The organism is Collinsella sp. AM15-2 (assembly GCF_003471985.1).
Lineage (GTDB): Bacteria > Actinomycetota > Coriobacteriia > Coriobacteriales > Coriobacteriaceae > Collinsella.
Genome location: NZ_QRKO01000001.1, coordinates 1 through 23,123 on the forward strand (window position 1 = coordinate 1; position 23,123 = coordinate 23,123).

Annotated in this window: 20 protein-coding genes; 7 read left to right on the plus strand and 13 right to left on the minus strand. The window is 58.4% G+C overall.

The window, feature by feature from the left end; all coding sequences use genetic code 11:
* Positions 1–575 precede the first annotated feature (575 nt).
* The gene (gene ppk1, locus DW171_RS00005; protein ID WP_118270113.1) at positions 576–2,972 is read left to right on the plus strand and encodes a polyphosphate kinase 1; all 2,397 of its coding nucleotides are present in this window, start codon (positions 576–578) and stop codon (positions 2,970–2,972) included.
* Between the two features lie 98 nt (positions 2,973–3,070).
* The gene (rlmD, locus tag DW171_RS00010) at positions 3,071–4,399 is read left to right on the plus strand and encodes a 23S rRNA (uracil(1939)-C(5))-methyltransferase RlmD (protein ID WP_118270114.1); all 1,329 of its coding nucleotides are present in this window, start codon (positions 3,071–3,073) and stop codon (positions 4,397–4,399) included.
* Between the two features lie 194 nt (positions 4,400–4,593).
* On the opposite strand, the gene DW171_RS00015 is transcribed toward rlmD, so the two are convergent.
* On the minus strand, positions 4,594–6,312 hold the full coding sequence (locus DW171_RS00015; protein WP_147357327.1) for a zinc ribbon domain-containing protein: 1,719 nt from the start codon (positions 6,310–6,312) through the stop codon (positions 4,594–4,596).
* 186 nt (positions 6,313–6,498) lie between these two features.
* On the opposite strand from DW171_RS00015, the gene DW171_RS00020 reads away from it, so the two are divergent.
* The 3 genes from DW171_RS00020 to DW171_RS00030 all read left to right on the plus strand — a co-directional run bounded on the left by DW171_RS00020 (position 6,499) and on the right by DW171_RS00030 (position 8,721).
* A complete protein-coding gene (locus DW171_RS00020) occupies positions 6,499–7,041 on the plus strand; it encodes a DJ-1 family glyoxalase III (RefSeq protein WP_118270116.1) in 543 nt (180 codons plus the stop codon).
* Positions 7,038–7,619: a nucleoside triphosphate pyrophosphatase gene (locus tag DW171_RS00025; protein WP_118270117.1), complete on the plus strand. Its 582-nt coding sequence runs from the start codon at positions 7,038–7,040 to the stop codon at positions 7,617–7,619. The genes DW171_RS00020 and DW171_RS00025 overlap by 4 nt, the downstream gene beginning before the upstream one ends.
* 100 nt (positions 7,620–7,719) lie before the next feature.
* Entirely contained in the window at positions 7,720–8,721 is a 1,002-nt protein-coding gene (locus tag DW171_RS00030; protein ID WP_118270118.1) for a P1 family peptidase, read from the plus strand.
* Between the two features lie 360 nt (positions 8,722–9,081).
* On the opposite strand, the gene DW171_RS00035 is transcribed toward DW171_RS00030, so the two are convergent.
* Together DW171_RS00035 and glf are read right to left on the minus strand one after the other, a co-directional pair.
* Positions 9,082–10,113: a glycosyltransferase family 2 protein gene (locus tag DW171_RS00035; protein ID WP_118270119.1), complete on the minus strand. Its 1,032-nt coding sequence runs from the start codon at positions 10,111–10,113 to the stop codon at positions 9,082–9,084.
* Positions 10,106–11,308 (minus strand): UDP-galactopyranose mutase, encoded by a 1,203-nt coding sequence (gene glf / locus DW171_RS00040; RefSeq protein ID WP_117817796.1) that lies wholly within the window; start codon positions 11,306–11,308, stop codon positions 10,106–10,108. The genes DW171_RS00035 and glf overlap by 8 nt, the downstream gene beginning before the upstream one ends.
* Before the next feature lie 231 nt (positions 11,309–11,539).
* On the opposite strand from glf, the gene pta reads away from it, so the two are divergent.
* Positions 11,540–12,520 carry a phosphate acetyltransferase gene (gene pta / locus DW171_RS00045; RefSeq protein ID WP_089573084.1) on the plus strand — a complete coding sequence of 327 codons (981 nt, stop codon included), beginning with the start codon at positions 11,540–11,542 and terminating at the stop codon, positions 12,518–12,520.
* A gap of 348 nt (positions 12,521–12,868) precedes the next feature.
* Here pta and DW171_RS00050 read toward each other — a convergent pair whose 3' ends face one another.
* The 10 genes from DW171_RS00050 to rnd form a co-directional block, all read right to left on the minus strand.
* Positions 12,869–14,047 carry an acetate/propionate family kinase gene (locus DW171_RS00050; protein ID WP_118270120.1) on the minus strand — a complete coding sequence of 393 codons (1,179 nt, stop codon included), beginning with the start codon at positions 14,045–14,047 and terminating at the stop codon, positions 12,869–12,871.
* Between the two features lie 164 nt (positions 14,048–14,211).
* A complete protein-coding gene (locus DW171_RS00055; RefSeq protein WP_118270121.1) occupies positions 14,212–15,390 on the minus strand; it encodes an acetate/propionate family kinase in 1,179 nt (392 codons plus the stop codon).
* Positions 15,391–15,510: 120 nt separating this feature from the next.
* Positions 15,511–16,164 (minus strand): hypothetical protein, encoded by a 654-nt coding sequence (locus DW171_RS00060; RefSeq protein ID WP_147357328.1) that lies wholly within the window; start codon positions 16,162–16,164, stop codon positions 15,511–15,513.
* Positions 16,165–16,239: 75 nt separating this feature from the next.
* Positions 16,240–16,671, minus strand: a complete 432-nt coding sequence (locus DW171_RS00065; RefSeq protein WP_118270123.1) for an MFS transporter — start codon at positions 16,669–16,671, stop codon at positions 16,240–16,242.
* Positions 16,672–16,790: 119 nt separating this feature from the next.
* Positions 16,791–17,681 (minus strand): LysR family transcriptional regulator, encoded by an 891-nt coding sequence (locus DW171_RS00070; RefSeq protein ID WP_118270124.1) that lies wholly within the window; start codon positions 17,679–17,681, stop codon positions 16,791–16,793.
* A 41-nt stretch (positions 17,682–17,722) separates the two neighbouring features.
* Entirely contained in the window at positions 17,723–18,058 is a 336-nt protein-coding gene (locus tag DW171_RS00075; protein WP_035137921.1) for a histidine triad nucleotide-binding protein, read from the minus strand.
* 49 nt (positions 18,059–18,107) lie between these two features.
* Positions 18,108–18,374, minus strand: coding sequence for an exodeoxyribonuclease VII small subunit (xseB, locus tag DW171_RS00080; protein WP_006234311.1), 267 nt, complete (start codon positions 18,372–18,374; stop codon positions 18,108–18,110).
* 42 nt (positions 18,375–18,416) lie between these two features.
* Positions 18,417–19,868: an exodeoxyribonuclease VII large subunit gene (xseA, locus tag DW171_RS00085; RefSeq protein ID WP_369832244.1), complete on the minus strand. Its 1,452-nt coding sequence runs from the start codon at positions 19,866–19,868 to the stop codon at positions 18,417–18,419.
* Positions 19,869–19,983: 115 nt separating this feature from the next.
* Positions 19,984–20,688: a zinc metallopeptidase gene (locus tag DW171_RS00090; protein ID WP_117800356.1), complete on the minus strand. Its 705-nt coding sequence runs from the start codon at positions 20,686–20,688 to the stop codon at positions 19,984–19,986.
* 238 nt (positions 20,689–20,926) lie between these two features.
* Entirely contained in the window at positions 20,927–22,060 is a 1,134-nt protein-coding gene (rnd, locus tag DW171_RS00095; RefSeq protein WP_118270125.1) for a ribonuclease D, read from the minus strand.
* Positions 22,061–22,158: 98 nt separating this feature from the next.
* Here rnd and DW171_RS00100 point away from each other — a divergent pair, with 98 nt between their 5' ends.
* Positions 22,159–23,076 carry a diacylglycerol kinase family protein gene (locus DW171_RS00100; protein WP_117817808.1) on the plus strand — a complete coding sequence of 306 codons (918 nt, stop codon included), beginning with the start codon at positions 22,159–22,161 and terminating at the stop codon, positions 23,074–23,076.
* Positions 23,077–23,123: the final 47 nt, after the last annotated feature.

Genomic DNA, 23,123 nt, shown 5'->3' on the forward strand with positions numbered 1-23,123 from the left:
GGCACGTGCAGACCTTTCGTCATGGCCTCCTACCTTTCTTTCGGGCCTTACTGGCCGAATGTATCAGCGCCCCTCCATATGGGACGCTGCTTGCTGACAGCTCTAGTTATATCCAAAAATCACCCGCAATTCCACCTCGCCCCCGAACGGTCAGCAAAGTGCGATGAACGGTATATCGCATATGATTCCCCCATGATGCACTTCAGTTTCGTAAAGCAGATTTTCCTAGGTAAACGTTATTTTTTTCTAGTAATTCAAGACGAAACACTCAAAGTTATCCATGATTCAAAATTGCATAGCGAAAACGGTTTTCTGCATATAAATGATGCTTGCCCTCGATTCGACCTACATTCGATTATATTCAGCTTGCTATCATTCTTATTCATACATTCTCACCAGTTGAGTGAGGATATAGATCGCTTACTCAAAGCACCGGACGTTAGTGCTTCGGCTCGTCAGCGTTAGAAGTAGGTAAAGATACCGTTCGCACAATACGTCCGTGCCGCAAGTCGACTAAATTGAGACAATAGAGAATAGTGTTAGGCTACCGTCCCCCGCGGGGACTGAACGGACAGATGAATATGCCGAGCAAAATCGAAAAAAAGCAAGCCGCCGCAAAGCTGCGCAAACCGCCGCGCGACTTCTCGTACACGCAGAACCGAGAGCTCAGCTGGCTGCGCTTTGACAACCGCGTGCTCGACGAGGCTTTTGATGAGTCCGTGCCGCTGTTCGAGCGCCTTAAGTTCGTCTCGATCTTCGAGTCAAACCTCGATGAGTTCCTCATGGTGCGCGTGGGTGGCCTGTCCGACCTGGCCGAGCTCAAAAAGCAACCTGTCGACAACAAGAGCAATATGACCGCCTCCGAACAGGTCGATGCTGTCATGGACGAAATGCCCGGGCTCCTTACCCGTTGGGAGTCCATTTTTAAGAACATCGAAGGCAAGCTCGACACCCTGGGCGTTCACCGCGCGCGTGTCGATTCGCTTACGCCCGAGGAACGCACCTTTGTCACCCGTTACTTCCAGGCCTACGTGTCGCCGGTCATCTCACCGCTGGTGATCGACCCGCGCCACCCCTTCCCCAACCTGCGCAACGGCGCGCTCTACCTGGCCTGCGGCCTGGACGGCGTCACCGACGAGGAAAGTCTGCTGGGCCTGATCGAGATTCCCGCCTCGATGAACCGCGTGGTCGAGATCCCCTCGCCCACCGGCACCTACTCCTACATTCTGCTCGAGGACGTCATCCTCGCCTGCCTGGACAGTTGCTTTGGCTCCTATAAGCCGCTCGACCGCGCACTCATCCGCGTCACCCGCAACGCCGACATCGATCCGGACGGCGAGGGCGTCGAGGAGGAAGAGGACTACCGCCAGCACATGAAGCGTATCCTCAAGAAGCGCCTGCGTCTGCAGCCGGTGGTACTCGCCGTATCGGGCTCGCTCGAAAAGTCAACGCTCAAGACTATCCGCAAGGCGCTCGAGCTCTCGCGTCGCTCGGTCTTTACCTGCGATATCCCGCTCGACCTGGGCTATGTCTTTGGCATTGAGGGCAAGATTCCCGAGCACCTGCGCAACGAGCTGCTCTTTACGCCGTTTAAGCCGCAGCCCAACCCCACCATCGATATGGCCCGCTCCATCCGCGAGCAGGTACTTCAGCACGACAAGCTGCTCTTTTATCCCTATGAGGCCATGAACCCCTTCCTGGATCTGGTGCACGAGGCCGCCTACGACCCCGAGTGCATCTCGCTGCGCATCACGCTCTACCGCGTGGCCAAGCAGAGCCGCCTGTGCGAGTCGCTGATCGATGCCGCCGAGAATGGCAAAGAGGTCACGGTGCTCATGGAGCTCCGCGCCCGCTTCGACGAGCAGAACAACATCGAGTGGGCCGAGCGACTGGAAGAGGCAGGCTGCACCGTCATCTACGGCTCCGAAGGCTTTAAATGCCACTCCAAGATCTGCCAGCTCACCTATCGCGAGGGCATGGCGCTTACCCGTCTGACGCTGTTGGGCACCGGCAACTTTAACGAGAAGACGGCCAAGCTCTACAGCGATTTTATGCTCATGACCGCCCATCCCGGCATCGGCGAGGACGCCAACTTGTTCTTCCGCAACCTGTCGCTGGGCAACCTGCACGGCGATTACCGCTTCCTGGGCGTGGCGCCCGTGGGCCTCAAGCCGCTCATCATACGCGGCCTGGATCGCGAGATCCAGCGCGCCCTCGCTGGCGAGCCCGCACGTGTGTTCTTTAAGCTCAACTCGCTCACCGACCGCGAGGTCATCGACAAGATCGCCGAAGCATCGTGCGCAGGAGTCCGCGTGGACATGATCATCCGCGGCATCTCGTGCCTCAAGCCGGGCGTTCCGGGCAAGACCGAGAACGTGCATGTCCGTTCTATCGTCGGACGCTTTTTGGAGCATGCACGCGTTTACGCCTTTGGCGTGGACTCGGACATGATCTATCTGAGCTCGGCCGACATGATGACGCGCAACACCGAGCACCGCGTGGAGATCGCCTTCCCTGTGCTCGACCCCACCTGCCGCGCCCTGGTGCACGAGTACATGGGCATGCAGCTGCGCGACAACGTGAAAGCGCGCAGCCTGACGAGTGACGGCACCTGGGTTCCCGTCGAGCGTGCAGAGGGCGAGAAGCCCTTCAACTCGCAGGAAGCTCTGCTGGAGCGTGCCTATCGCAACGCCGAGGCCGCCGTCGAGGCAAAGCCCGCCCCTGCTCCTGAGCCGCAGCCGGCCACACCCGAGGTCCAGAAGGTCCAGGCGACCGTCATTGAGCCCGAGCCTGCACCTGCACCTCAGCCCGAGCCGCAGGTCACCAAGCCCGCACCCGAGACGAGCGCCCGCCGCGAGAAGCCCGCTGGCAAGACCAAGGCCATAGAGCGCCATCGCCCCGGTCGCGTGCGCATGGGCCTGGGCTTGATCGGCCTGGGTCTTAAGACGCTCATTACCGGCAAGACGAAATAGTCGTTTGTAGAAGCGGTTTGTAGAAGCGCCCCGCATTTGAGGAAAGCCTCGGATGCGGGGCGCTTTTCCCTGCTACCATGGTGCGAACAACAACACGAATGACAGGCAGGAATATGAAGCTCACCATAGAATCGATGACCTACGGCGCCGACGGGCTGGCGCACGCCGACAACGGCAAAGCCGTCTTTGTGCAGGGTGCCGTGGCAGGCGACACCGTCGAGGCCGAGGTCGTACAGGACGGCAAGTCGTTCATGCGCGCCCGCACCACCGAGATTCTGGAGCCAAGCCCCGATCGCATTCAGCCTCCCTGCCCCTTCGTGGGCATCTGCGGCGGCTGCTCGTGGGGCAATCTCTCACGCACGGCACAGCTCGCCGCCAAGGAGCAAAATCTGCGCTCCACGCTCGAGCGCATCGGCAAGTTCGCTCCCGAGCAGGTCGATGAGTTGGTACAGCCCATCCGCCACACCAAGGACGACTGGGGCTACCGCAATAAAATCGAGCTCGAACCGACCGTCGTCAACGGTCGCGTGCGCCTTGGCATGCACGGTGTCGACCCCAGCAAAATCGTGACCGTCGATGCGTGCCCGCTGTTCGACAAGCGTTTTCCCAAAGCACTCAAGTCGGTCGTCGGCGCGCTCAACTATCTAAGCGGCAGCCACGACCTGGGTCTGGAGCGCGTGGGCATTCGCGCTTCGCGCCGCACCAAGGCACTCGAGGTCGCACTCTGGACGCCCACAGGCTCTTTTCCGCGCTCGCAGGTATCCCGTGTGCTGGCGGACGCCGCTCATCCCACGAGCGTGGTGCGTGTGATGAGCAAGGGCGAGAAGAAGGCCCGCCGCGTCTCCAAGGTGGAGATGCTCGCCGGTGAGGGCTCGTGGACCGAGAATATCGCCGAAGGCCAGATGCGCCTGTCCGCCCCATCGTTTTTCCAGGTCAACACCAAGGGTGCCGAGATTTTGATCGAGCTCGTTATGGACGCCCTCGACCCGCAGGAAGACGAGCTGGCCGTGGACCTGTACTGCGGTGCCGGCACCTTTACCCTGCCGCTCGCCCGCCGCTGCGATTTTGTCGCCGCCGTCGAAGCCTATGGCCCGGCCGTGCGCGACCTGCGTCGCAACCTGGAGATCAACAAGCTCGATAACGTCGACGTCATCGGCGGCGATGCCGTGCGCGAGTTCCCCGACCAGGATGCCGATGTCCTGGTGGTCGATCCGCCGCGTGCAGGTCTGGCGCCCGAGGCCATCGACCTCATCGCCAGCACGAGTGCGCGCGACGTGGCCTACGTGAGCTGCGACCCCGCCACCCTGGCACGCGACCTCAAGCGCTTTGTCGAGGAGGGCACCTTCTCCCCCGTCAAGATCACGCCGGTCGACCTATTCCCGCAAACCTTCCACTGCGAAACCGTCGTCCACCTCAAGCGCAACTAACCGCATGATCATTGCCCAGGATGGCCTTTTTGGGGCTTAGATAATCATTCCCATCTCTTTTTTGTCATGTAAGGCGAAACAGACGAGACTGGAAAGCAGTGCAAACCATCAAACAATAACCCAGCTGATTTCATATTCATAATGCAATCAGCTGGGTCTTTTGTTTAACTATGCACGTTGGTACTGTATCGCAGTTAACGTTTTATCGGGGTGCCGCAATGAGGACAGAACTTTGCATCGGGAACGAGCGGAGTGCCACATAAGGCACAAAAGCGCGGTCCATCCATAGAGGTTGCAGCCTGCTGGAATTGCTGCTCGCCCCTAAACCGAGGCGAGTCCTGCTGGCGCGTTAGGTTAATATGCGAGTCGGAAGCGGATTCCAGAGGGGTCGACTGAGAATCGGTGGCTACACAAGACGCCATCTTCCTTCGGACAACAAAAACAACGACGATAACAACAACAGCCAATGCAACGGCAATTGCGCCGAAAATAACAGGACTGTGCAAGAAAGACTCTTCTGCCTTTTCAGATGACGCTGTTTTTAGAGGACTTCGTGCAATGTTCGACTTGTACACATCAACCCGAATGCCCTTTTCAGCAGGACCCATACAACAAACCAGCGTATCGTCATCAGCAAACCAGAGCTCGACCACACTCCTTCCGCTCTTTAAAGGCGTCTTAGAAGCAACGTTCTTATTTAAATCAAGCAATACCATCTTGTCATTGTTATCAGAATTAGTTTTAATTCCGAGCACATATCGACCATCATTGGACAATGAACCATAAGCGCCAACCGGACTAGACGGCTTTACTTTCTCCCCCTGCTTGCCCGAAGCACAATCATATACCGCGACTTCGTCAGAAGAAGTAGCATTACCTTGCGCAATTAAAGCCAATGAACCGCTCGAATTAACCGAGCAGATGCCATCATCTTCATTCGGGTAGTCAGGCTCTGAAAGACCGCAAACAGCATCATTTGTCATTTCGCCATTCTTCGACAACAGAGCGCCGTTGTTAAGGAAGGTGCCTTTGTCCGAAGTAATTGGAATGCCGGAAAAACAAAGGCCCAGAGGATAGACGGCTCCATAACTGTTATCCGTATCCAGTTCAACGCTAACGATATTCGCAATCGAAGCTGTGCCCAAGTCATAGGTAACTATTTTATTGCAACTTTTGCCATCTTCAGACCCATCGAACACTATGTATCCGTACATACCATCCGAAGACAGCCAGTAGTCGTCTCGTATTACCTCAAAAGAGGGCTCAACGCCAAGAGCATCATCATCTATAGCAAATTGCTCCTCAATCTCATCTTTTTCGAAATTGTACTTGCAAAACTGAATCGATCGAGATCCCGAAAGAAATAGAAATGATCTTCCGTCTTCAGACAGCTGAAAACGATGCGCACTGCCATCTGCAATAACGGAACTTCCAAGCTTATAAGTCTTTGATTTATTTGAACTCAAATCATAGGCGGTAACCGACAGGCTATCCTCGTCGTACGCATATAACGTCTTTTCATCGGAAGAGAAGCAGCAGTAGCCATCCCAGCTGTTCTCGAGGGACATTTTGACACGCTTCTGCGTTCCGTCTTCAACGTTTAAAACCGTTCCATAATCGCCGGGGTCACCATTATTATCCTCGTTAAAGACGATGTACTTCCCCGATAAAGATCGGCACACAACACGCTCAGCGCTTTCCACCGTATATGTTTCTTTGAATTCCGGCGTGGGGACGTCGGCAGCGTAGGCGCCCAGCGGCGCGACAATAAGACTAGCGGCCAGCGCCAGGCCGGCTATTAGAAGCCCCCCCATTTCATTTTTCTCGTATTTGGCATGGTTTCCCCTTTCAATCGAGAAGTGAATATGACCTGAGGCTACGCTAAGCCTGAAAAAACCAAATGTGTTGCGCAACAATTCTCAACGTGCAAAAAAGTCGGTGGCGCACAACGGAATGGGACGGGGATTAAATAATCATTGCGCGCCGAATGATTATCAAATCCCCGTCCCTTTTTAAACATTGGGAAATCGAGCGTGGCAAGCGTATGCCTTCGGGGTATAAGACGGCTAATTGTATGCCGCTTTTTGAAAGGAACCCTTATGCCCAGCGTTGCCGTTCTTGCCGCCGATGGCTTTGAAACGATTGAATGCCTGACCATGGTCGATGTCATGCGTCGCGGCGGCGTGCGCGCCACGCTCGTCTCGATCATGCCCACGCGTGAGGTCGTAAGCTCGCTGCAGATTCCCGTAACCTGCGACGCACTCTTTGACGAGATTAACTTTGACGAGTATGACTGCGTCGTGCTGCCCGGCGGCCTGCCCGGCGCCACCAACCTGCGCGCCGACCAGCGCGTCTGCGACGTAGTCTGTGAGTTCGCCGCGACCAAGCATGTTGCCGCCATCTGCGCCGCCCCGTTTATCCTGGGCGAGCTCGACCTGCTCGAGGGACGCCATGCCACGTGCTTCCCCGGCTTTGAGAAGAGCTTCCCCGAGGGCACTTATACCGGCGACAAGGTCACGCACGACGGCAACATCATCACCGCCAGCGGCATGGCCCAGTCGCTCCCCTTTGCGCTTGAGCTGCTGCGTACGCTCGCCGGCGACAAGGCTGTCGAGAAGGTTGCCGAGGGCATTCAGCTATGATTTTGGCTTCGCAATCACCGCGCCGCATCGAGCTGATGCGCGAAGCGGGCTACGACATCCGCGTCATTCCCGCTGACATCGACGAGACTCCTTTTGATGACGAGGCCCCGCTTACGCTTGTCGAGCGCTTAGCTCGCGCTAAGGCTGCCGCCGTTGCCGCCGAGCATGCCGAGCCCAACGAACTGACCGTCGCGGCCGATACTATTGTCACCTTTGACGGCCAAATTTTGGGCAAGCCGGCAGACGGGGACGAGGCGCGCACCATGCTCCGCGAGCTTTCGGGCCGCACGCACCAGGTCGCAACCGGCGTCTGCATCGTTAAAGCCGGCGACGCTACAGCTCCGCATGCCGCCGAGAGCCTGTCGTTTGTCGATGTGACCGACGTGACGTTCTATGAGCTTACCGAAGAGCAGATCGAGCGCTATGTTGCCTCCGGCGAACCCATGGACAAGGCCGGGGCCTACGGCATCCAAGGCACAGGCGGCCGCATGCTTGTGCACGATATTTCGGGTGACTTCTACAACGTGGTGGGCTTGCCCATCGCTCGCGTCGCACGCGCGATTCAAAAACTCTCGTAATTGCATCTGGCGCTGGGTATCCCCCAGCGCCTACAATTTTGCCGTACCGTACGGATCCCGACTGGGCATAAGGCCCGGCGGAAAACCGATAGGAGAACACATGGACACACTGCTCGAAGCCATCGATGTTTGCAATGTCGATGGCTTTTGCTTTGGCAACTATACGGACGAGGAGGCTGGCACCGGCTGCACCGTAATCGTGGCGCCCGAGGGTGCCACCGGTGGCGTTGACGTACGTGGTGGCGCCCCCGCTTCGCGTGAGACCGACCTGTTGCGTCCCGAAAACACCGTCGATAAGGTCCACGCCGTCTGCCTTTCGGGCGGATCGGCCTTTGGCCTCGAGGCTGCAAGCGGCGTGGCCCGCGAACTCGAGAGCCGCGGCATCGGCCTTCCCGTCGGCCCCACGCAGGTGCCTATCGTGTGCTCCAGCTGTATCTTCGACCTCGCCTTTGGTAACCCCACCGTTCGCCCCGACATAGAGGCCGGCATCGCCGCCGTGCGCGAGGCACTCGACAACACCCCCACCACGCTCGAGCAGGGCAATGTAGGTGCCGGCACCGGTGCCACCGTGGGCAAGCTCATGGGCCCCGCCACCTGCATGAAGGCCGGCCTTGGCGCCGCCGCCGTGGCACTCGGCCCCGTCAAGGTGGGCGCCGTGGTCTCGGTCAACGCCTGCGGCAACGTTGTCGACCCCTTCACCGGCGAGTGGGTCGCCGGCATGCGCGCCGCAGCCGATAGCGACCAGATCGTCGACATGGAACTCGCAGCCTTTGCTGCCGCCGGATCCATGCAGATGCCGCTCGACCGCACCAACACCACCATCAGCTGCATCGTCACCAACGTGGAACTCACTAAGGCACAAGCCACCAAGGTCTCCCAGATGGCCGCAGACGCCTACGCACACGCCATCCGTCCCACGCACACCACCAACGACGGCGACACCATCTACACCCTCGCCAGCGGCAAACTGGGCGCCCAGGCAAGCGCCGCCGTTCCCCTAGACCTGCTGGGCATGCTCGCCGTAAGGGCTTTGCAAACCGCCATCGTAAACGGAGCCAAAACCGCCAAAACCTCCCACGGCATCCCCGGCGCCGCGAAGTAAACTAGCTCGTCCGGTTGCCCGGTGGGTCTTGGTTATGTTTGCTGCTCTACAGTCCTGGCTCGCACGAAGAGCACATTAAGTGCTCTTCGGCTCGTGCGGAACTCGCGACAAACATGACCAAGACCCACCGGGCAACCTACCAACCAAGTCTTTTCAGCCCAGGCCCATGTATACCGCGCGTCCAAGGTCTTCAAATTCAGCTTGCTGACATAAAGCAAGACATAACAGAGGACCCCTGGTCCTTAACTTGATACGAGTTCCGCACGCAAAGGAGGCGCCAGTGGCGCCTCCGTCTTGCGCAGGACTGTTCGAAGTAGCAAGTTAAGGACCAGGGGTCCCCGTTACCCGAGCGTTTCTGCCCTAGTTGAATTTGAAGATCTTTGAGGCAAGACGGTATAGGCCAAGTGTGGTTTTGTCTCCGGCACGACCGCGGAGGTTAGTGAAGAAGCCGACCACACCGTAACGTGCACGACGATACATACGCTCGTCATAGGCCTTCAGGTCCGCCCACAGCGTCTTCAGGCGCTCGTCGGCGCAATCCTCGTCGGAAAGCTTGGTGAGCACCGAGCAGATCGCCATCATCATAGTGAAATAACCCATCATGTACGAGCGCAGACGCGACGACTCAACATCGCTGTTCAGGTGGTACGACTCCATCATGATACGCGTAACTCGGAACTGCTGGTCCAGACGCTTGACCATCGTTGCCTCGTTGACGCTCTGGCCTTCGCGACCGATAAAGTAGCGGTAGAGGTCGATGTCGGCGTAGTACATGGTCTTGCAACGCGGCAGCGGCACGTAGGCGTAGATGTTGTCCACATAGAACGTGTGCGGCGGCATGGGAAGGTTGGACTCGCGCAGCACATCCGTGCGATAGCACAGGCTGTGCATGAGTAGGTTCTGGTCCAGGCGGAAATGACCGATCTGATCCCAGGAAAAGATCTTTTTGCGCGGCAGGGCAAATTTGTAACCGATAGCGGTATGCGTGCCCTCGTAAACCTTCTCATACACGTAGTTCGAGATAAACAGGTCAACGCGCTGGTCGCGCTCCTCAAAGCCACGCAGAATCGACAGCATGGTCGAAAGGGCAGCGCCGTCAAGCCAGTCGTCCGAGTCGACAACCTTGTAGTAGGTGCCCTGCGCCTCGCGCAAGCCCGAAAGGACGGCGATACCGTGGCCGCCGTTCTCCTGATGCACCGCGCGGATAATGCCGGGGTAACGCGCCTCCCACTCGTCGGCCTTAGCGGCCGTCTCGTCCTTGGAACCGTCATCGACGATGATAATCTCGATATCGGTGGCATAATTGCTCCCCTCCAAGATGGAGGTGATGCAATGGTCCATGTCCTTAGCGGCGTTATACGAGGGAATACCGAATGTTATGACTTTATGCATGGCAGGCGATAATCTCATCCGAAAGATCGAGGGCGGAATTGGTCACGGCATCCATATCGTAGTAACGATACTCGGCCAGACGACCCACCGGGTGGAAGTTTGTCAGGTTCTGGACGCGCTCAAGATAGCGCTCATAGAGCTCGCGGTTCTCGGGCTCAAGAATGGCGTAATACGGCGTCTCGCCCGAGCCGGGCGTATAGGCCTTGGAGTACTCCTTCATGATGGTGGTCTTGCCGGGCAGGACCTGACCGGTCATGTTCTTGAACTCGGTGATGCGCGTGTAATCCTCGCTCGTGGTGTAGTTGACGGTGCCCACGGGCTGGAACTGGTCCATATCGAGCGTCTCGAACTTCATGTCGAGCGTGCGGTACGGCAGCGCGCCCAGGTCGAGGTTGAACAGCTCATCGAGCGGACCGGTATAGACAATCTCGCCGCCGTAGACCTTGCCACCGATCTTGACGGTGGTCTCGTCGATCTCAAAGAGATCGCGGGCGTCCACGTCGCAGAACACGTCGATCAGGTCGTGGTCGAGCATATGCTCGAACAGCGCCGTGTAGCCGTCCTGCGGCATACCCTGGAAGGGAGCCTGCGGGAAATAGCGGTCATCGTCGCCCACAAAGACGGGAACACGACCGGTGATCGAGGGATCGATCTGGTCGGGCGTCTGGCCCCACTGCTTCATGGTGTAATGCAAAAAGACGTTCTCGTAGACGTAATCGGCGACCTCGGCCAAGTCGGGGTCGTTCTTCTTACGCAGCTCCATAATGGGCACCTTGACATCCTTGCCAAAGGTCTCCACGAGCTTCTGATACAGCTCCTCGCCGCGCTCATCACCAAAGGCGAGCTTGAGACTCGCATGGTTGAAGGGCACGGGCATAAGGGTGCCGTTGATGTTGGCGAGCACCTTGTGCTGATAATCCGTCCACTTGGTAAAGCGCGACAGGAAATTGTGCACGCGCTCGTTAAAGGTGTGATAGATATGCGGACCGTACTCGTGGATCAGGATTCCGGCCTCGTCAGTGCAATCATAGGCATTGCCCGCAATGTGGCTACGGCGCTCCAAAACGGCAACACGATAGCCGATGGTCTCGGCAAGACGGCGGGCGCAAACGGCACCGGCATATCCAGCACCGACGACAATCATGTCGTACGCGCCGGCGTTAAAGCCTTCAGGCAGGCCTGAGGTAATCTGCATCGATACTCCTTGTCAAAAGCCACGGGCTCGTTAGCTGGGCTTTTCTCGAACATTCTTCGAGACATATTTATCAGAGCGATTATAGCGCTAATGCGTCCTATAATGAGCTTGCCACACAAGGAAAGCTCAAGCACCGCGGCGTACATAATTGAAAGGTAAACCCGCTAGCAGCGGGTTTATTCGTGAACAGCCGGGCGCCTGGAGCTTAGCGAAACGCTTGCAAGGAGTAACATGAGCGATTTCCTAAACCGTATGAAGTCTGCCGCCAAGGCCGACCTTAAGACCATCGTCCTGCCCGAGGGCGAGGATCCGCGCACCATCGTCGCGGCCAACAAGATCATCGAAGAAGGCCTGGCCAACATCGTCATCCTGGGCGATCCCAACGAGATCAACGTTCCCGGCGCCACCGTCATCGACCCGCGCAATGCCGAGAAGCACGAGGAGTACGCACAGAAGTTTGCCGAGCTCCGCGCCAAGAAGGGCGTTACCATCGAGCAGGCTCGCGCCCAGGTGATGGACGCCACCTACTTTGGCACCATGATGGTCAAGATGGGCGACGCCGACGGCCTGGTCTCCGGCGCCTGCCACTCCACCGCCGACACCCTGCGCCCCGCGCTTCAGATTCTCAAGACCGCCCCGGGCACCAAGCTGGTCTCGGCCTTCTTCGTGATGTGCACCGACACCCCGCAGTTCGGCACCGACGGCACGCTGATCTTCGCCGACTGCGGCCTCAACATCAACCCGTCCTCCGACGAGCTCTCCGAGATCGCCATCGCCTCCGCTCACTCCTGGTCCACCTTCATGGGCAATGTTGAGCCGCACGTGGCCATGCTCTCCTACTCCACCATGGGCTCCGCCGGTGGCGAGGTCGCCAAGAAGGTCCAGGAGGCCGTGAAGTTCTGCAAGGAGAAGGCACCCGAGCTCGCCATCGACGGCGACCTGCAGCTCGATGCCGCTATCGTCCCCACCGTCGCCCAGCTCAAGGCTCCCGGCTCCTCCGTTGCCGGCAAGGCCAACGTGCTCGTGTTCCCCGACCTCGAGGCCGGCAACATCGGCTACAAGCTGGTTCAGCGCTTCGCTGGCGCCGACGCTTACGGCCCCATCCTGCAGGGCATCGCCAAGCCGGTTAACGACCTTTCGCGCGGCTGCTCTGCCGACGACATCGTGGGTGTCGTAGCCATCACCGCCGTCCAGGCTCAGATGGCTGAGTAGCGGACGTATCCCCTCGGGACCCTACAGGGTAAAGCTCTGAAAACGTCCTCGGACATGCATGAAGCCCCCGCTGCGCACTACGTGCGGCGGGGGCTTCATGCGTCCTGCGGAATGTTTTCAGAGCTTTACCCTGTAGGGTCCCTGCCGCCACGTGGCAATCAGGGCATCTGGGGTGGACGGCGGCTTGGCTACGAGCTGGGGCTGAGGATCTGAATGGATGGGTGCCGTTGTTGGGAGCGCAGGCGTTGCTGGCGGTGATCACTTTGGGACTGGAATTTCCGCCTGCTAGCAAAAAGGCCTCCTGAGCTGCTGCTCAGGAGGCCTTTCGTTCAATCGCAAGCGAACGCACTAGTTATTCGCGGTCAGACGCTCGACGTCGTGGGCGATCATGTATTCCTCGTCGGTGGGGATGACCATGACCGTGACGGCGGAACCGGCGGCGCTGATGACCTGCGGACCGTTGCCCACGGCCTCGCGGTTCTTGTTGTTGTCGATGCGCACGCCCAGCCACTCGAAGCAGTCGCAGAAGGCCTTGCGGATCGACCAGTCATTCTCGCCGATGCCGGCGGTAAAGGTAATGGTGTCCACGCCCGCCATGGAAGCGATCATGGAGCCGGCCTGCTGCATGGCCTTGTAGGCGAACATATCGAAGGCGAGCAGGCAGCGCTCGTCGCCCTCGGAGGCGCGCGTACGGATGTCACGGGCGTCGTTGGAGATGCCCGAGATGGCAAGCAGGCCAGACTGCTTGTTCATCATGTCGTCGACTTCCTGGTAGCTGTAGCCGCCCTCGCGCTGCAGGTAGCACACGGTGGCCGGATCGATGGAGCCGCAGCGGGTTCCCATCATCAAGCCGTCGAGCGGCGTGAGCCCCATCGTGGTATCGCGGCAAACACCGTCCTCGATAGCGGCAAGCGAGGCACCGTTACCTAGATGGCACGAAAGCAGGCGGTGGCAGCGCGAACCCAGGATCTCCTTGGCCATCATCCACTCGTAGCGGTGGCTCGTTCCGTGAGCGCCGTACTTGCGCACGTGATACTTGTCGCACACGTCCTTGGGCAGGGCGTAGGTGTAGGCAACCTCGGGCATGGTCATGTGGAACGAGGTGTCGAAGACGGCCACGTTGGGCAGCTCCGGATACTTCTCGCGGCAATACTCAATCGCCGCGGCCTCGCCGTAGTTGTGCAGCGGAGCCAGGGGAGCCACCTCAAGAATCTTGGCCATAACCTCGTCGTCGACGACAGCGGAATCATCGAAGTACCAACCGCCCTGAACGATGCGATGTCCAATGCCATCGATCGTAAAGTCGGTCTTCTCGAGCTCCTCGAGCACACGTGCGATAGCCGAACGGTGATCCGGGAAGGGAACCTCCTCGGTTTGCTTGGCGCCACCGTTCTCGGTGTGGCCAAAGATGCCCATGTCCGAACCGATGCGCTCGCAGTTGCCCTTGGCGAAAACCTCGCGGGTATCGGTATCCAAAAGCTGATATTTAAGGCTTGAGCTACCGGCGTTGACAACAAGTACGTTCATGAGACTCCTTTGCAGTGCGATACGGTCGGCGCAGACCGCTCAAGGCGGCCGTATGTTAATAAGAAGTTATCACAACTTGATAAATAGCTATCAGGCATATCGCCCAACGAGTTCAAAAGAGGGGCTGAACGGCATGTTGCCGTCCAGCCCCTCCCCTCTTGTAATTACTTGGCGTTGACGATGCGCTCGACGTCGGAAGCGATCATGAACTCCTCGTCCGTGGGGATGACAAAGATTTTGACCTTGGAATCCTTGGCAGACAGGCACCAAGCGCCGTCACCACGCAGGGCGTTGCGGACATGATCCATCTTGACGCCCATAAAGGCCAGGCGGTCGGCAACGCCGGCGCGGACGGCCGGAGCATGCTCGCCGATGCCGGCGGTAAAGACCAGGGTGTCCATACCGCACATAGAAGTAGCCATCTCGGCCGCCTTGGCGGCAATCTTGTAGACAAACATGTCGAAGGCGAGCTGAGCCTCGGGGTCGCCAGCGGCGGCGAGCTCCTCAACGTTGCGGCAGTCGTTGGTCTTGCCACCGGTCACAGCCAAAAGGCCGGACTTCTTGTTCATCATCTCGTCGACCTCGTCGAAGGTGTAGCCGCCCTCGCGCTGCAGGTAGCACACGGTAGCCGGGTCGATGGAGCCGCAGCGGGTGCCCATCATGACGCCGTCGAGCGGCGTCAAGCCCATGGTGGTGTCCATGCACTTGCCGTCCTCGATGGCGCACAGGGAAGCGCCGGAGCCGATATGGCACACGACGACCTTGCGGGCCTCGCCGTTGGTCATCTCGGCGACCTTCTTGGAGATGTAGCGGTAGCTGGTGCCGTGGGCGCCGTACTTACGGATGTGCAGCTTGTCGCAGACGTCCTTGGGCAGGGCGTAAGTCTTGGCGACCTCGGGCATGTTGAAGTGGAAAGCGGTGTCGTAGACCGTGACGTTGGGCAGGTCGGGATACTGCTCCAGGCAGTACTCGATAACGTTGGCCTCGGGGTTGTTGTGCAGCGGGGCGAGCGGAGCGACCTCGCGGATCTTGGCAAGGACGTCCTCGTCGACGAGGGAGGAATCGCCAAAGTACCAACCGCCCTGAACGATACGGTGGCCAATGCCCTCGATCTTGACGCCGTTAGCCTCGAGGTCCTTCAGGACGACCTCGATGGCGACCTTGTGGTCGGGGAACTCGATGTTCTCGGTCACCTTCTTGGAGCCGTTGGCAGCGTGGGTGAAGGTGCCGCCGGTAAAGCAGACGCGCTCGCAGGAGCCCTTTGCGGACACCTTGTGGGACTTGGTATCGATGACCTGATACTTAAGGGTCGAAGATCCTGCGTTGACGACCAGAACGTTCATGTGTCTCCCTACTAACAGGCGGTGTGGCGCCGCCAGGTTACATACGCTTCAATAATAAACCCAAACGCCCTCGCGCTCGGGTTTATTGCGTTGATATATAAGTTATCGATGCCCAAATACTCACGGCCTTTGACTTGTAAGACGAAATAGCGCGGGGATATACACCAGGGAAGAAATCCCGAGCGCAACAAGCAATACGACTCGAATGCCCGCAACGCTACTCAACACAGCGTTGAGCAGATAGAAAAGAACGGCACCCGCCGCCACCATCTGGCTTTGAACCGAAATCAGTGAACAGCGCATCGAAGAATCGGCAGCATTTTGAAAAATTGAGTATTTGATTGGGGCAAACAACGAGTACGCAACCGTCTGCAGCACATAGAACACGGGCAGCAAATTAACCGGAGTAAGGGGAATCAAAAACAAAGCTGTCAATACTAAGCGAATGATGCCGCAAATACGCGCAAAACGGCCCTTGTCGACACGAGCAATCACACTGGGAACAATAAACCCTATGGAGGCGGAGGCAAGGAGCTGGACCGCAATGGTCACGCCCGAAGCGACGGCATTCATTCCGCGGCCTGCAAGCAACAGTGAGAAAAAGTCTTCCAGGGCGACGAAGGCAAATGCCTGAGAACAGTCCATGATAAACGCTGACCGAAGAACGCCACTACAGGCAATAGCGGCACCGATCATCTTCGGGCCAATCCCACGCTCAGGTGTCGCCGCAGTGCCCCCTCTTCGCATCTCAGGAATGCAGACAACGACAACCAACGTCAACACCATTGCGATGATATCTGCCGAAAGACCAATGAGGTATGCACCGACGGACGAAATGAAACCGCCCACTCAAGCGGAGATGGCATAAGAGGCATAGAAAACAAATCGCTCAACGACATTAAGTCTTACGAGCTGGTCCTGAGAGACGCTGTCAATGTAAATCGCTTCTATGGATCCGCTCACACATGCAACGGCAAAACCTTTGAGAGCAAACGCGCCGATTAAAAGCAGAGGAGAACGGACGAGAAGCAGGGCGGCGTAGTATCCAAGCATTCCCACAACGCCAACGAGACCGCCAGTCTTTCGTCCAAACCTATCAGCAATATAGCCAGTGGAAACTTCGAGGATGAACTTGCTCACTTGATATGCAATCATCATGCTAGAAATCGCTACCATCGAAAGCCCGACGAACTCAAGGTAGACAGTTAGAAAATACAAGATGGTGCTGAAGTTCGGCAGAAAAACGAACGTCATATAAAACAAAACCGTACGGTTTTTCATGCTCCGCCCTCCAAGAGTCAGCAATCTAAATCGGAATCTTGGAAAAGCATGAGGGCAAAGCTGTCAGCTATGTGTTAAAAGGCGTCAATAATCACTTGACGTCTCGAAGCCAATTAATTTCACGAAGCAAGATGACGCAATAGGTGCAGAAAAACCGTCTGGTGTCGATCAGTCCAGGAATTTTGCCGATAGCAAAAGTAGATAGGCAAGGTTACATCACGCGAACCTTCAATGGAGCACTCACTCACTTCTGACCCATCCGATGCGAGAGAGGACCCAGACAAACTCAATATCAATCCCCCGGCTTGAAGAAACTCAGTCTGAGCCCTGCTTCCGTATTCAACATCACGGAAGCGAAAATTGACGAGCTGGGCTTCGGGACATTGATTGATTGCATTGAGACAGGGTGACAAATTAATGGGAACAGCGAGCCTGCCGCCCAGTAACTCGCGAATGGTCATGGCGCCCACAGATTGATGACCCGCTGGGCACGAAAGAACCTTGAGCTCTTTTTCACCCAAATATTTTGAAGAAAGGACGCTGTCCCGTGGTTCCTCGAATGAGATAGCCGCGTCCGAAATTCCAAGTATAAGTGATTCAAAGCATGTTGCCGTTGGCTGATGCCACACATCAAGATGAATCTGAGGGTGCGAGCGTTCAAACGAGTCATACCATTTTTCGGCAAAAAGGCGCCCCCGTCCATGAAGGCAGGGGGCGTAAAGACGAAAGTGGCCATCGGGCGAAACGCCGTCGCCCCTCGATTGAGCGTACTTTTTGAGATCGTCGACTTGTGCCAAGATCACGCGTGCACGACGTGCAAATTCTCTGCCCGCCGGAGACAAAACAGCCTCCCCCGCCGATCGGTCGAGCAAAACAATCTGATACTCAGATTCCAACTTTTTGATTGCCGACGAAACGGCCTGCGGACTCACATGAACGGCGCGAGCTGCTTTGCGCACGCCGCCATAGTTCGCTACCGCTTGAAGGTATTCGAGTTGAGAAAGCTGCATAGATTACTCCAAAGGCAGCCAAGTCGACGGGCTACGCGCCCTCAGATGAGGTTCTCGCCCAGGTTCTTGCCGCCGAGGACGTGCATGTGGAAGTGCATGACGGTCTGGCCGGCGTTGACGCCCTTGTTGGAGATGACGCGGAAACCGTCCTCCAAGCCCTTGGCCTTAGCGACCTCCTGGATGGCGTGAGCCATGGCGCCCATGGTCTCGGCCGGTACGTTGTCAGCGATGTCGCTGTAGTGCTTCTTGGGGATCACGAGCGTGTGGACCGGCGCCTGGGGATTGAGGTCGTCGAACGCGATGACCTGATCGTCCTCATAGACAACGGTCGAGGGGATCTCGTGGTTGGCGATTTTGCAGAAGATGCAATCACACATGGTTGGTTCCTTTCTCACAGACCAAGGTAATTATATTTGGTCAGGATGGTTAGAACGAGAGGTTGTCGTCGGTGTTGGCGGCCTCGCCGTCGGCGAGCACGTCGTTGCCGTCGACGTCCTTGAGAAGCACCGAGACCTTCTGCTCGGCATCGGACAGGCGGGTGCGCAGGCTCTTGAGGAGCTCGACGCCGCGGGTATAGCTCTCGAGCGACTCCTCGAGCTCCATATCGCCCGACTCCAAGCTGCGAATGATGAGCTCCAGCTCCTGCGAGGCCTGCTTGTACGTAAGCTGCTCGACCGGGGTCTTCTCTGCCATATCTGTTTCCTTTCCTAAAGGTTTATCGCTATGAAACGCGGTCTATTCGACCGTATCGACCGTTGCCGCCACGTTGCCGTCTGCCATGCGCACGCGGATGGCGTCGCCGGGCTTAAAGGTCTTGGCGCTCGTGGCCACCCCATCATCGCTGTACGCGATGGAATAACCACGAGCAAGCACCTTGAGCGGCGACAGGGCATCGAGCGAGGCTGCCGCACGGCCCAGGTCGGACGCTGGCTTGTTGAGCATCGTGCGCCCCTGATGCTCCAGACGAGAACTCGCAAGCGCGAGCGCATGGCGCTTGCCATCGAGCCCCGAGGTGCTTGCAACCAGACGCTCGGGCAGGTGCTCAAAGTTGGAGCGGAATGTCCCGACCGAGCGCGCTATGGCGCCCGACAGGCGATCGGCCGTCAGGGCAAGCTCAGACTCGCGACGCTCGACCATAAATGTGGGGTCGTTGAGGCACGGGCGGCACGCGGCTGCATCGAGTGCGTCGCCCAGACGAGCCGTATAGGTGTCCCAGGCACGACGGCCGCGTTGGTCGAGCATTTCCAGATCGACCTGATCCGACCCGATCATCGAAGCCATCGCGGCGCCCAGACGCTGATGGCGCGTCTCGAGCACGTCGGCCAACTCCGTCATAGCCGGCGCCACCGATTCTGCCGCTGCCGTTGGCGTGGAGGCGCGACGGTCGCTCACCATGTCGCAGATCGAGGTATCGGGCTCATGCCCAATGCCCGTCACCACAGGCACGGGACAGGCTGCCACCGCACGGGCAAGCTCCTCGTCGTTAAAGGTCATGAGGTCCTCGAAGGAGCCACCGCCGCGCACCAGCAAGATGCAATCGGGTGCCGGCGTAATGGCAGCGGCGCGGCGCAAGCCTTCAATAAGCTCTGCCGGCGCACCCTCGCCTTGCACCTTGGCACCCACGCAAACAAGCTCGACAAGCGGGTTGCGACGGCGCAGTGTGCGCTTGACGTCGTCGATCACGGCACCCGAAAGCGAGGTGACGACTGCCACACGCGAGCAAAACACCGGAATGCGACGTTTGCGCGCCTCGTCCATCAGGCCCTCGCGACGCAGTTTTTCGGCCAACTGAGCCACCTGCTGACGCAGCAGGCCCTCCCCCGCCAGCGAGAACGAGCGGGCAACGAAGCTCATGCGACCCGTAGGCTTGTAAAGATTGAAGCTACCCTTAAAGCTCACCTGCATGCCGTCGCGCAAGTCGAAGGTACGCTTAAGGTAGGCGCCCTTCCAGATGATGCAGTCGACGGCGGCCGAGTCGTCCTTGATTTGGAAGTAGCAGTGGCCGCTTCGGGCATTGGGACCGCGGAAACCCGTGACCTCACCCAAAACGCTCAGCTGCGGAATGGCATCGAGCGCGCCGGCGGCGATCTCTACCGCTTGGCTCACGCTGAGCTCTTTGCGCTCCTGCTCTTCCGATCCGTCGAACTCGGCGGAAACGGTATTGCCGGTCAGATTCCAGCCTGCCACGCAGCCCCCTTTCGTCATCGTGCACAAGGGCTTCGGCCCTGCGCAAATTCAAGTCCAACACATAGTACAGCGCCGCGGGGACACAAATCCCCACGGCGCCCGTCGGTCCCATTTGTTATCGGTTGGAGTTTCTGTTGTAACGAGCCATAAGGTAGAGCAGCTGAATGATCGAAGTGAGCGCTGCAGCAACATAGGTAAGCGCAGCGGCCGTCAGGACCTTCTTGGCACCGTTGACCTGCTTGGAGCTCATACCCGACTGCTCAATATACGCCACGGCGCGCCGACTGGCATCAATCTCAACCGGCAGCGTAACCAGCTGGAACAGCACGCTAAACGAGAAGAAGATCAGTGCGAGGGTCGTGAGTCCCGCGATGTTCATAAACAGGCCCATGAGCAGCACGATCGTCCAGGTGTTCTGGGTAAAGTTGACGACGGGGACCAAAGCGGTGCGCACCTTCATCATGGCATAACCACTTTGACGCTGAGCGGCGTGACCCGCCTCGTGACAAGCGACGGCAACGCTTGCGACCGAACCGCCCGAACGGTTGGCGTCCGAGAGATACAGGTTGTTATCCTGCGGGTTGTAATGGTCGGTGAGCTCACCGGCGACACCCTTGATACCCACGGCATTGCAACCGCTGGCGTCAAGCATGCGGCGAGCGACCGTGGCACCCGTGTCACCGTCTGAGCGAACCTTGGACCAGGTTTTGTACGTCGAGTTGATATAGTTCTGTGCGGCAAGGCCAAGTACCGTGCAGACAAGAACAACCAGCAGGTACAGCGGGTCGATGCCAAAGCCATATCCATAGTAATAGGGCATGCGAATTCCTCCGAATCGAGTTACACGTTGGAGGCATTCTACCCACTCGCCCAGCAGGCAAGTCAGCATCGATGTTTAGGCATTGTCAGCGAAAACGGCCGAGAGCGAGCAAGGTGACGTGAAAGAGAAGCGACGCGTACTTTGGTACGCGAGCGACGATTGAACGTCAGATTGCCGCTCTCGGCCGTTTGCAGCGTCGAGCTGTTACGCGGTTTGGTAAAACCGCGTAACTATATACCTATAACAACTCAATCTTTCCGTCCTTCACGGTGAGGCCCATGTTGCCGGAAAGCAGATCGTCCAGGCGCGAGCCCACAAGCTCAAAGCGCCAGCCTTCGCGCAGGGGACTCTGCTCGGGATGCTCAATGTAGTCGGCCAGGTCATCGCGCGAGGCAATGACCGAGGTCGCCACGCCCGAGCGCTCGGAGACCAAGCGAATAAGCGCATACATAAGGTCGGTCACGCTCTCCAACTCCGGCGAAATCTGGCGATGCCCGCGCACCATGAGCGGCAGGCGGTCGTGCGGGCAGCTCGCGCCGCGTTTGATGGCCATGAGCGCGCCGTCCACATCGCGCTCCCCCAGCTGGTCGGTGCCGCGGATGCTGCGGAACTCCTCGACGCGCACGGGATTGCGCTTGACGAGCGCCAGCAGCGTATCGTCGGACATGACCCACTTGCGCGGGATGTTGCGGCGCTCGGCGCGGTCCTCGCGCCAGGCGGCGAGCTCGCGCGCGATGCCCAACTGGTGACGGCTGCACGAGTTGATGCGCTTGACCTTGCGGAATGCCTCGTGACGATCGGCGCGATAATGCGACTCGTCGGCCAGCGGACGCAACTCGTCGAGCACCCAGTCCACCCGGCCCAGCTCGCGCAGGCGACTCATCATCTCGGTATAGGCAACGATCAAATACTTGACGTCATCGATCGCGTACTCAATCTGCTTATCGGTCAGCGGGCGGCGCGACCAATCGGTCAGCGACTCGGTCTTGGGCAATGAGACACCGCAAAACGTCTGCACGAGCGCGCCGTAGGAAATCTGCTGGCGCTCGCCCAAAAAGGCGGCGGCCACCTGCGTGTCAAAAATGGGACGCGGCAGCGCGCCCACGGTATGGAGCATAACCTCCATATCCTGCGAGCAGGCGTGAAATACCTTGGTCACGCTCTCGTCGGCCATGAGTTCGGCCAAGGGAGACAGGTCGTCGATCACCAGAGGATCGACCGCGACGCTCTCGGCAGGGGTGGCAATCTGAACCAAGCACAGGCGCGGGTGGAACGTGCGCTCGCGCAAAAACTCGGTATCGACGGCAATCGCGTCGAACTCGAGGGCGCGCTGACAAAAGTCGAGCAGAGCCTGATGTGTGGAAATGTACATATCAACCCATCGAATAAGGTTAGGCCCGAAAAACACGGGTAGGATATCGGCATTGCCCTACAACTATACTCGGTTAGTCACAGAACGGGAACGTAAGTATGCGCTGCCTTATCATCCACAACCCGGCATCGGGCCCCAGCTCAGATGAAATCTACGCGTTCACGCACGCCCTCGCGCAGGGCGGCGACGAGGTCGTGATGCGTTTTATCGGCGATGGCATGGAACCCGAGGACGCCGTGGCAGACGTGCGCGAGTTTGATCGCGTGGTGATTTCGGGCGGCGACGGCACCGTCTCCAACGTGCTCGACCAAATGCGCGGATGCGGCGTCCCCACGCTCGTCTTCCCCTCCGGCACGGCTTGCCTGTTCTTTAACAACATTGGCAATGCCCCCGAGGCCGCGGCGCTCGCCAAGGCCTGCCGCGTCGGCCGTACCGTCAAGGCGGACATGGGCGAGCTCTTTTGGCTCGACGAGAACGGCAACGAAAAGCGCCACGGCTTCATCATCATCGCCGGATCGGGCTACGACGCCGAGATCATGATGAAGGCCGCCCCCACCAAAAACGACATCGGCGAGATCGCCTACTTCCTATCCGCGCTCGCTACGCCCAACCCCACGGTGGCGCACTTTACGATTGAACATGACGGCATTGTCGAGGAGCTCGATGGCATCTGCTGCATGGCCGGCAACACCTCGGTCATCCAAAACGACATCAACCTGTTCCCCGACTGTCGCATGAACGATGGCATGGTCGACATCGCGGTCATCGAGCCCGTAAAAACCGTGCAGCTGCTCCCGACCGTGATCACCGCCGCGCTCGACCCCGCCGGCAAGGTGCTCGGCCGTCCGCAGTTTAAGATCATCCAGACCAAAGAAGCCAAGATCACCTGCACCCCGTCGCTGGGCATGCAGTTCGATGGCGAAATCATCTCCAGCAACTCGGGCGTCTTTGGAGCCCGCGCACTTCCGCAATGCCTCGACCTCATCGTCGACGAATTCTCCCCACTCGGAAAATAGGAGGACCCCATGAACGACAATCCCCTGCTCGGCTTTATCGTCATCGT

Coding starts and splice junctions, on each gene's coding strand:
- DW171_RS00070 (WP_118270124.1), bottom strand. CDS start 17,681: ATGCAGCTTTCTCAACTCGAATACCTTCAAGCGGTAGCGAACTATGGC.
- DW171_RS00055 (WP_118270121.1), bottom strand. CDS start 15,390: ATGAACGTTCTGGTCGTCAACGCAGGATCTTCGACCCTTAAGTATCAG.
- DW171_RS00030 (WP_118270118.1), top strand. CDS start 7,720: ATGGACACACTGCTCGAAGCCATCGATGTTTGCAATGTCGATGGCTTT.
- DW171_RS00025 (WP_118270117.1), top strand. CDS start 7,038: ATGATTTTGGCTTCGCAATCACCGCGCCGCATCGAGCTGATGCGCGAA.
- rlmD (WP_118270114.1), top strand. CDS start 3,071: ATGACAGGCAGGAATATGAAGCTCACCATAGAATCGATGACCTACGGC.
- DW171_RS00065 (WP_118270123.1), bottom strand. CDS start 16,671: ATGAAAAACCGTACGGTTTTGTTTTATATGACGTTCGTTTTTCTGCCG.
- DW171_RS00050 (WP_118270120.1), bottom strand. CDS start 14,047: ATGAACGTACTTGTTGTCAACGCCGGTAGCTCAAGCCTTAAATATCAG.
- pta (WP_089573084.1), top strand. CDS start 11,540: ATGAGCGATTTCCTAAACCGTATGAAGTCTGCCGCCAAGGCCGACCTT.
- ppk1 (WP_118270113.1), top strand. CDS start 576: ATGAATATGCCGAGCAAAATCGAAAAAAAGCAAGCCGCCGCAAAGCTG.
- DW171_RS00090 (WP_117800356.1), bottom strand. CDS start 20,688: ATGCCCTATTACTATGGATATGGCTTTGGCATCGACCCGCTGTACCTG.
- glf (WP_117817796.1), bottom strand. CDS start 11,308: ATGCAGATTACCTCAGGCCTGCCTGAAGGCTTTAACGCCGGCGCGTAC.
- xseB (WP_006234311.1), bottom strand. CDS start 18,374: ATGGCAGAGAAGACCCCGGTCGAGCAGCTTACGTACAAGCAGGCCTCG.
- DW171_RS00035 (WP_118270119.1), bottom strand. CDS start 10,113: ATGCATAAAGTCATAACATTCGGTATTCCCTCGTATAACGCCGCTAAG.
- DW171_RS00075 (WP_035137921.1), bottom strand. CDS start 18,058: ATGTGTGATTGCATCTTCTGCAAAATCGCCAACCACGAGATCCCCTCG.
- DW171_RS00100 (WP_117817808.1), top strand. CDS start 22,159: ATGCGCTGCCTTATCATCCACAACCCGGCATCGGGCCCCAGCTCAGAT.
- rnd (WP_118270125.1), bottom strand. CDS start 22,060: ATGTACATTTCCACACATCAGGCTCTGCTCGACTTTTGTCAGCGCGCC.
- DW171_RS00020 (WP_118270116.1), top strand. CDS start 6,499: ATGCCCAGCGTTGCCGTTCTTGCCGCCGATGGCTTTGAAACGATTGAA.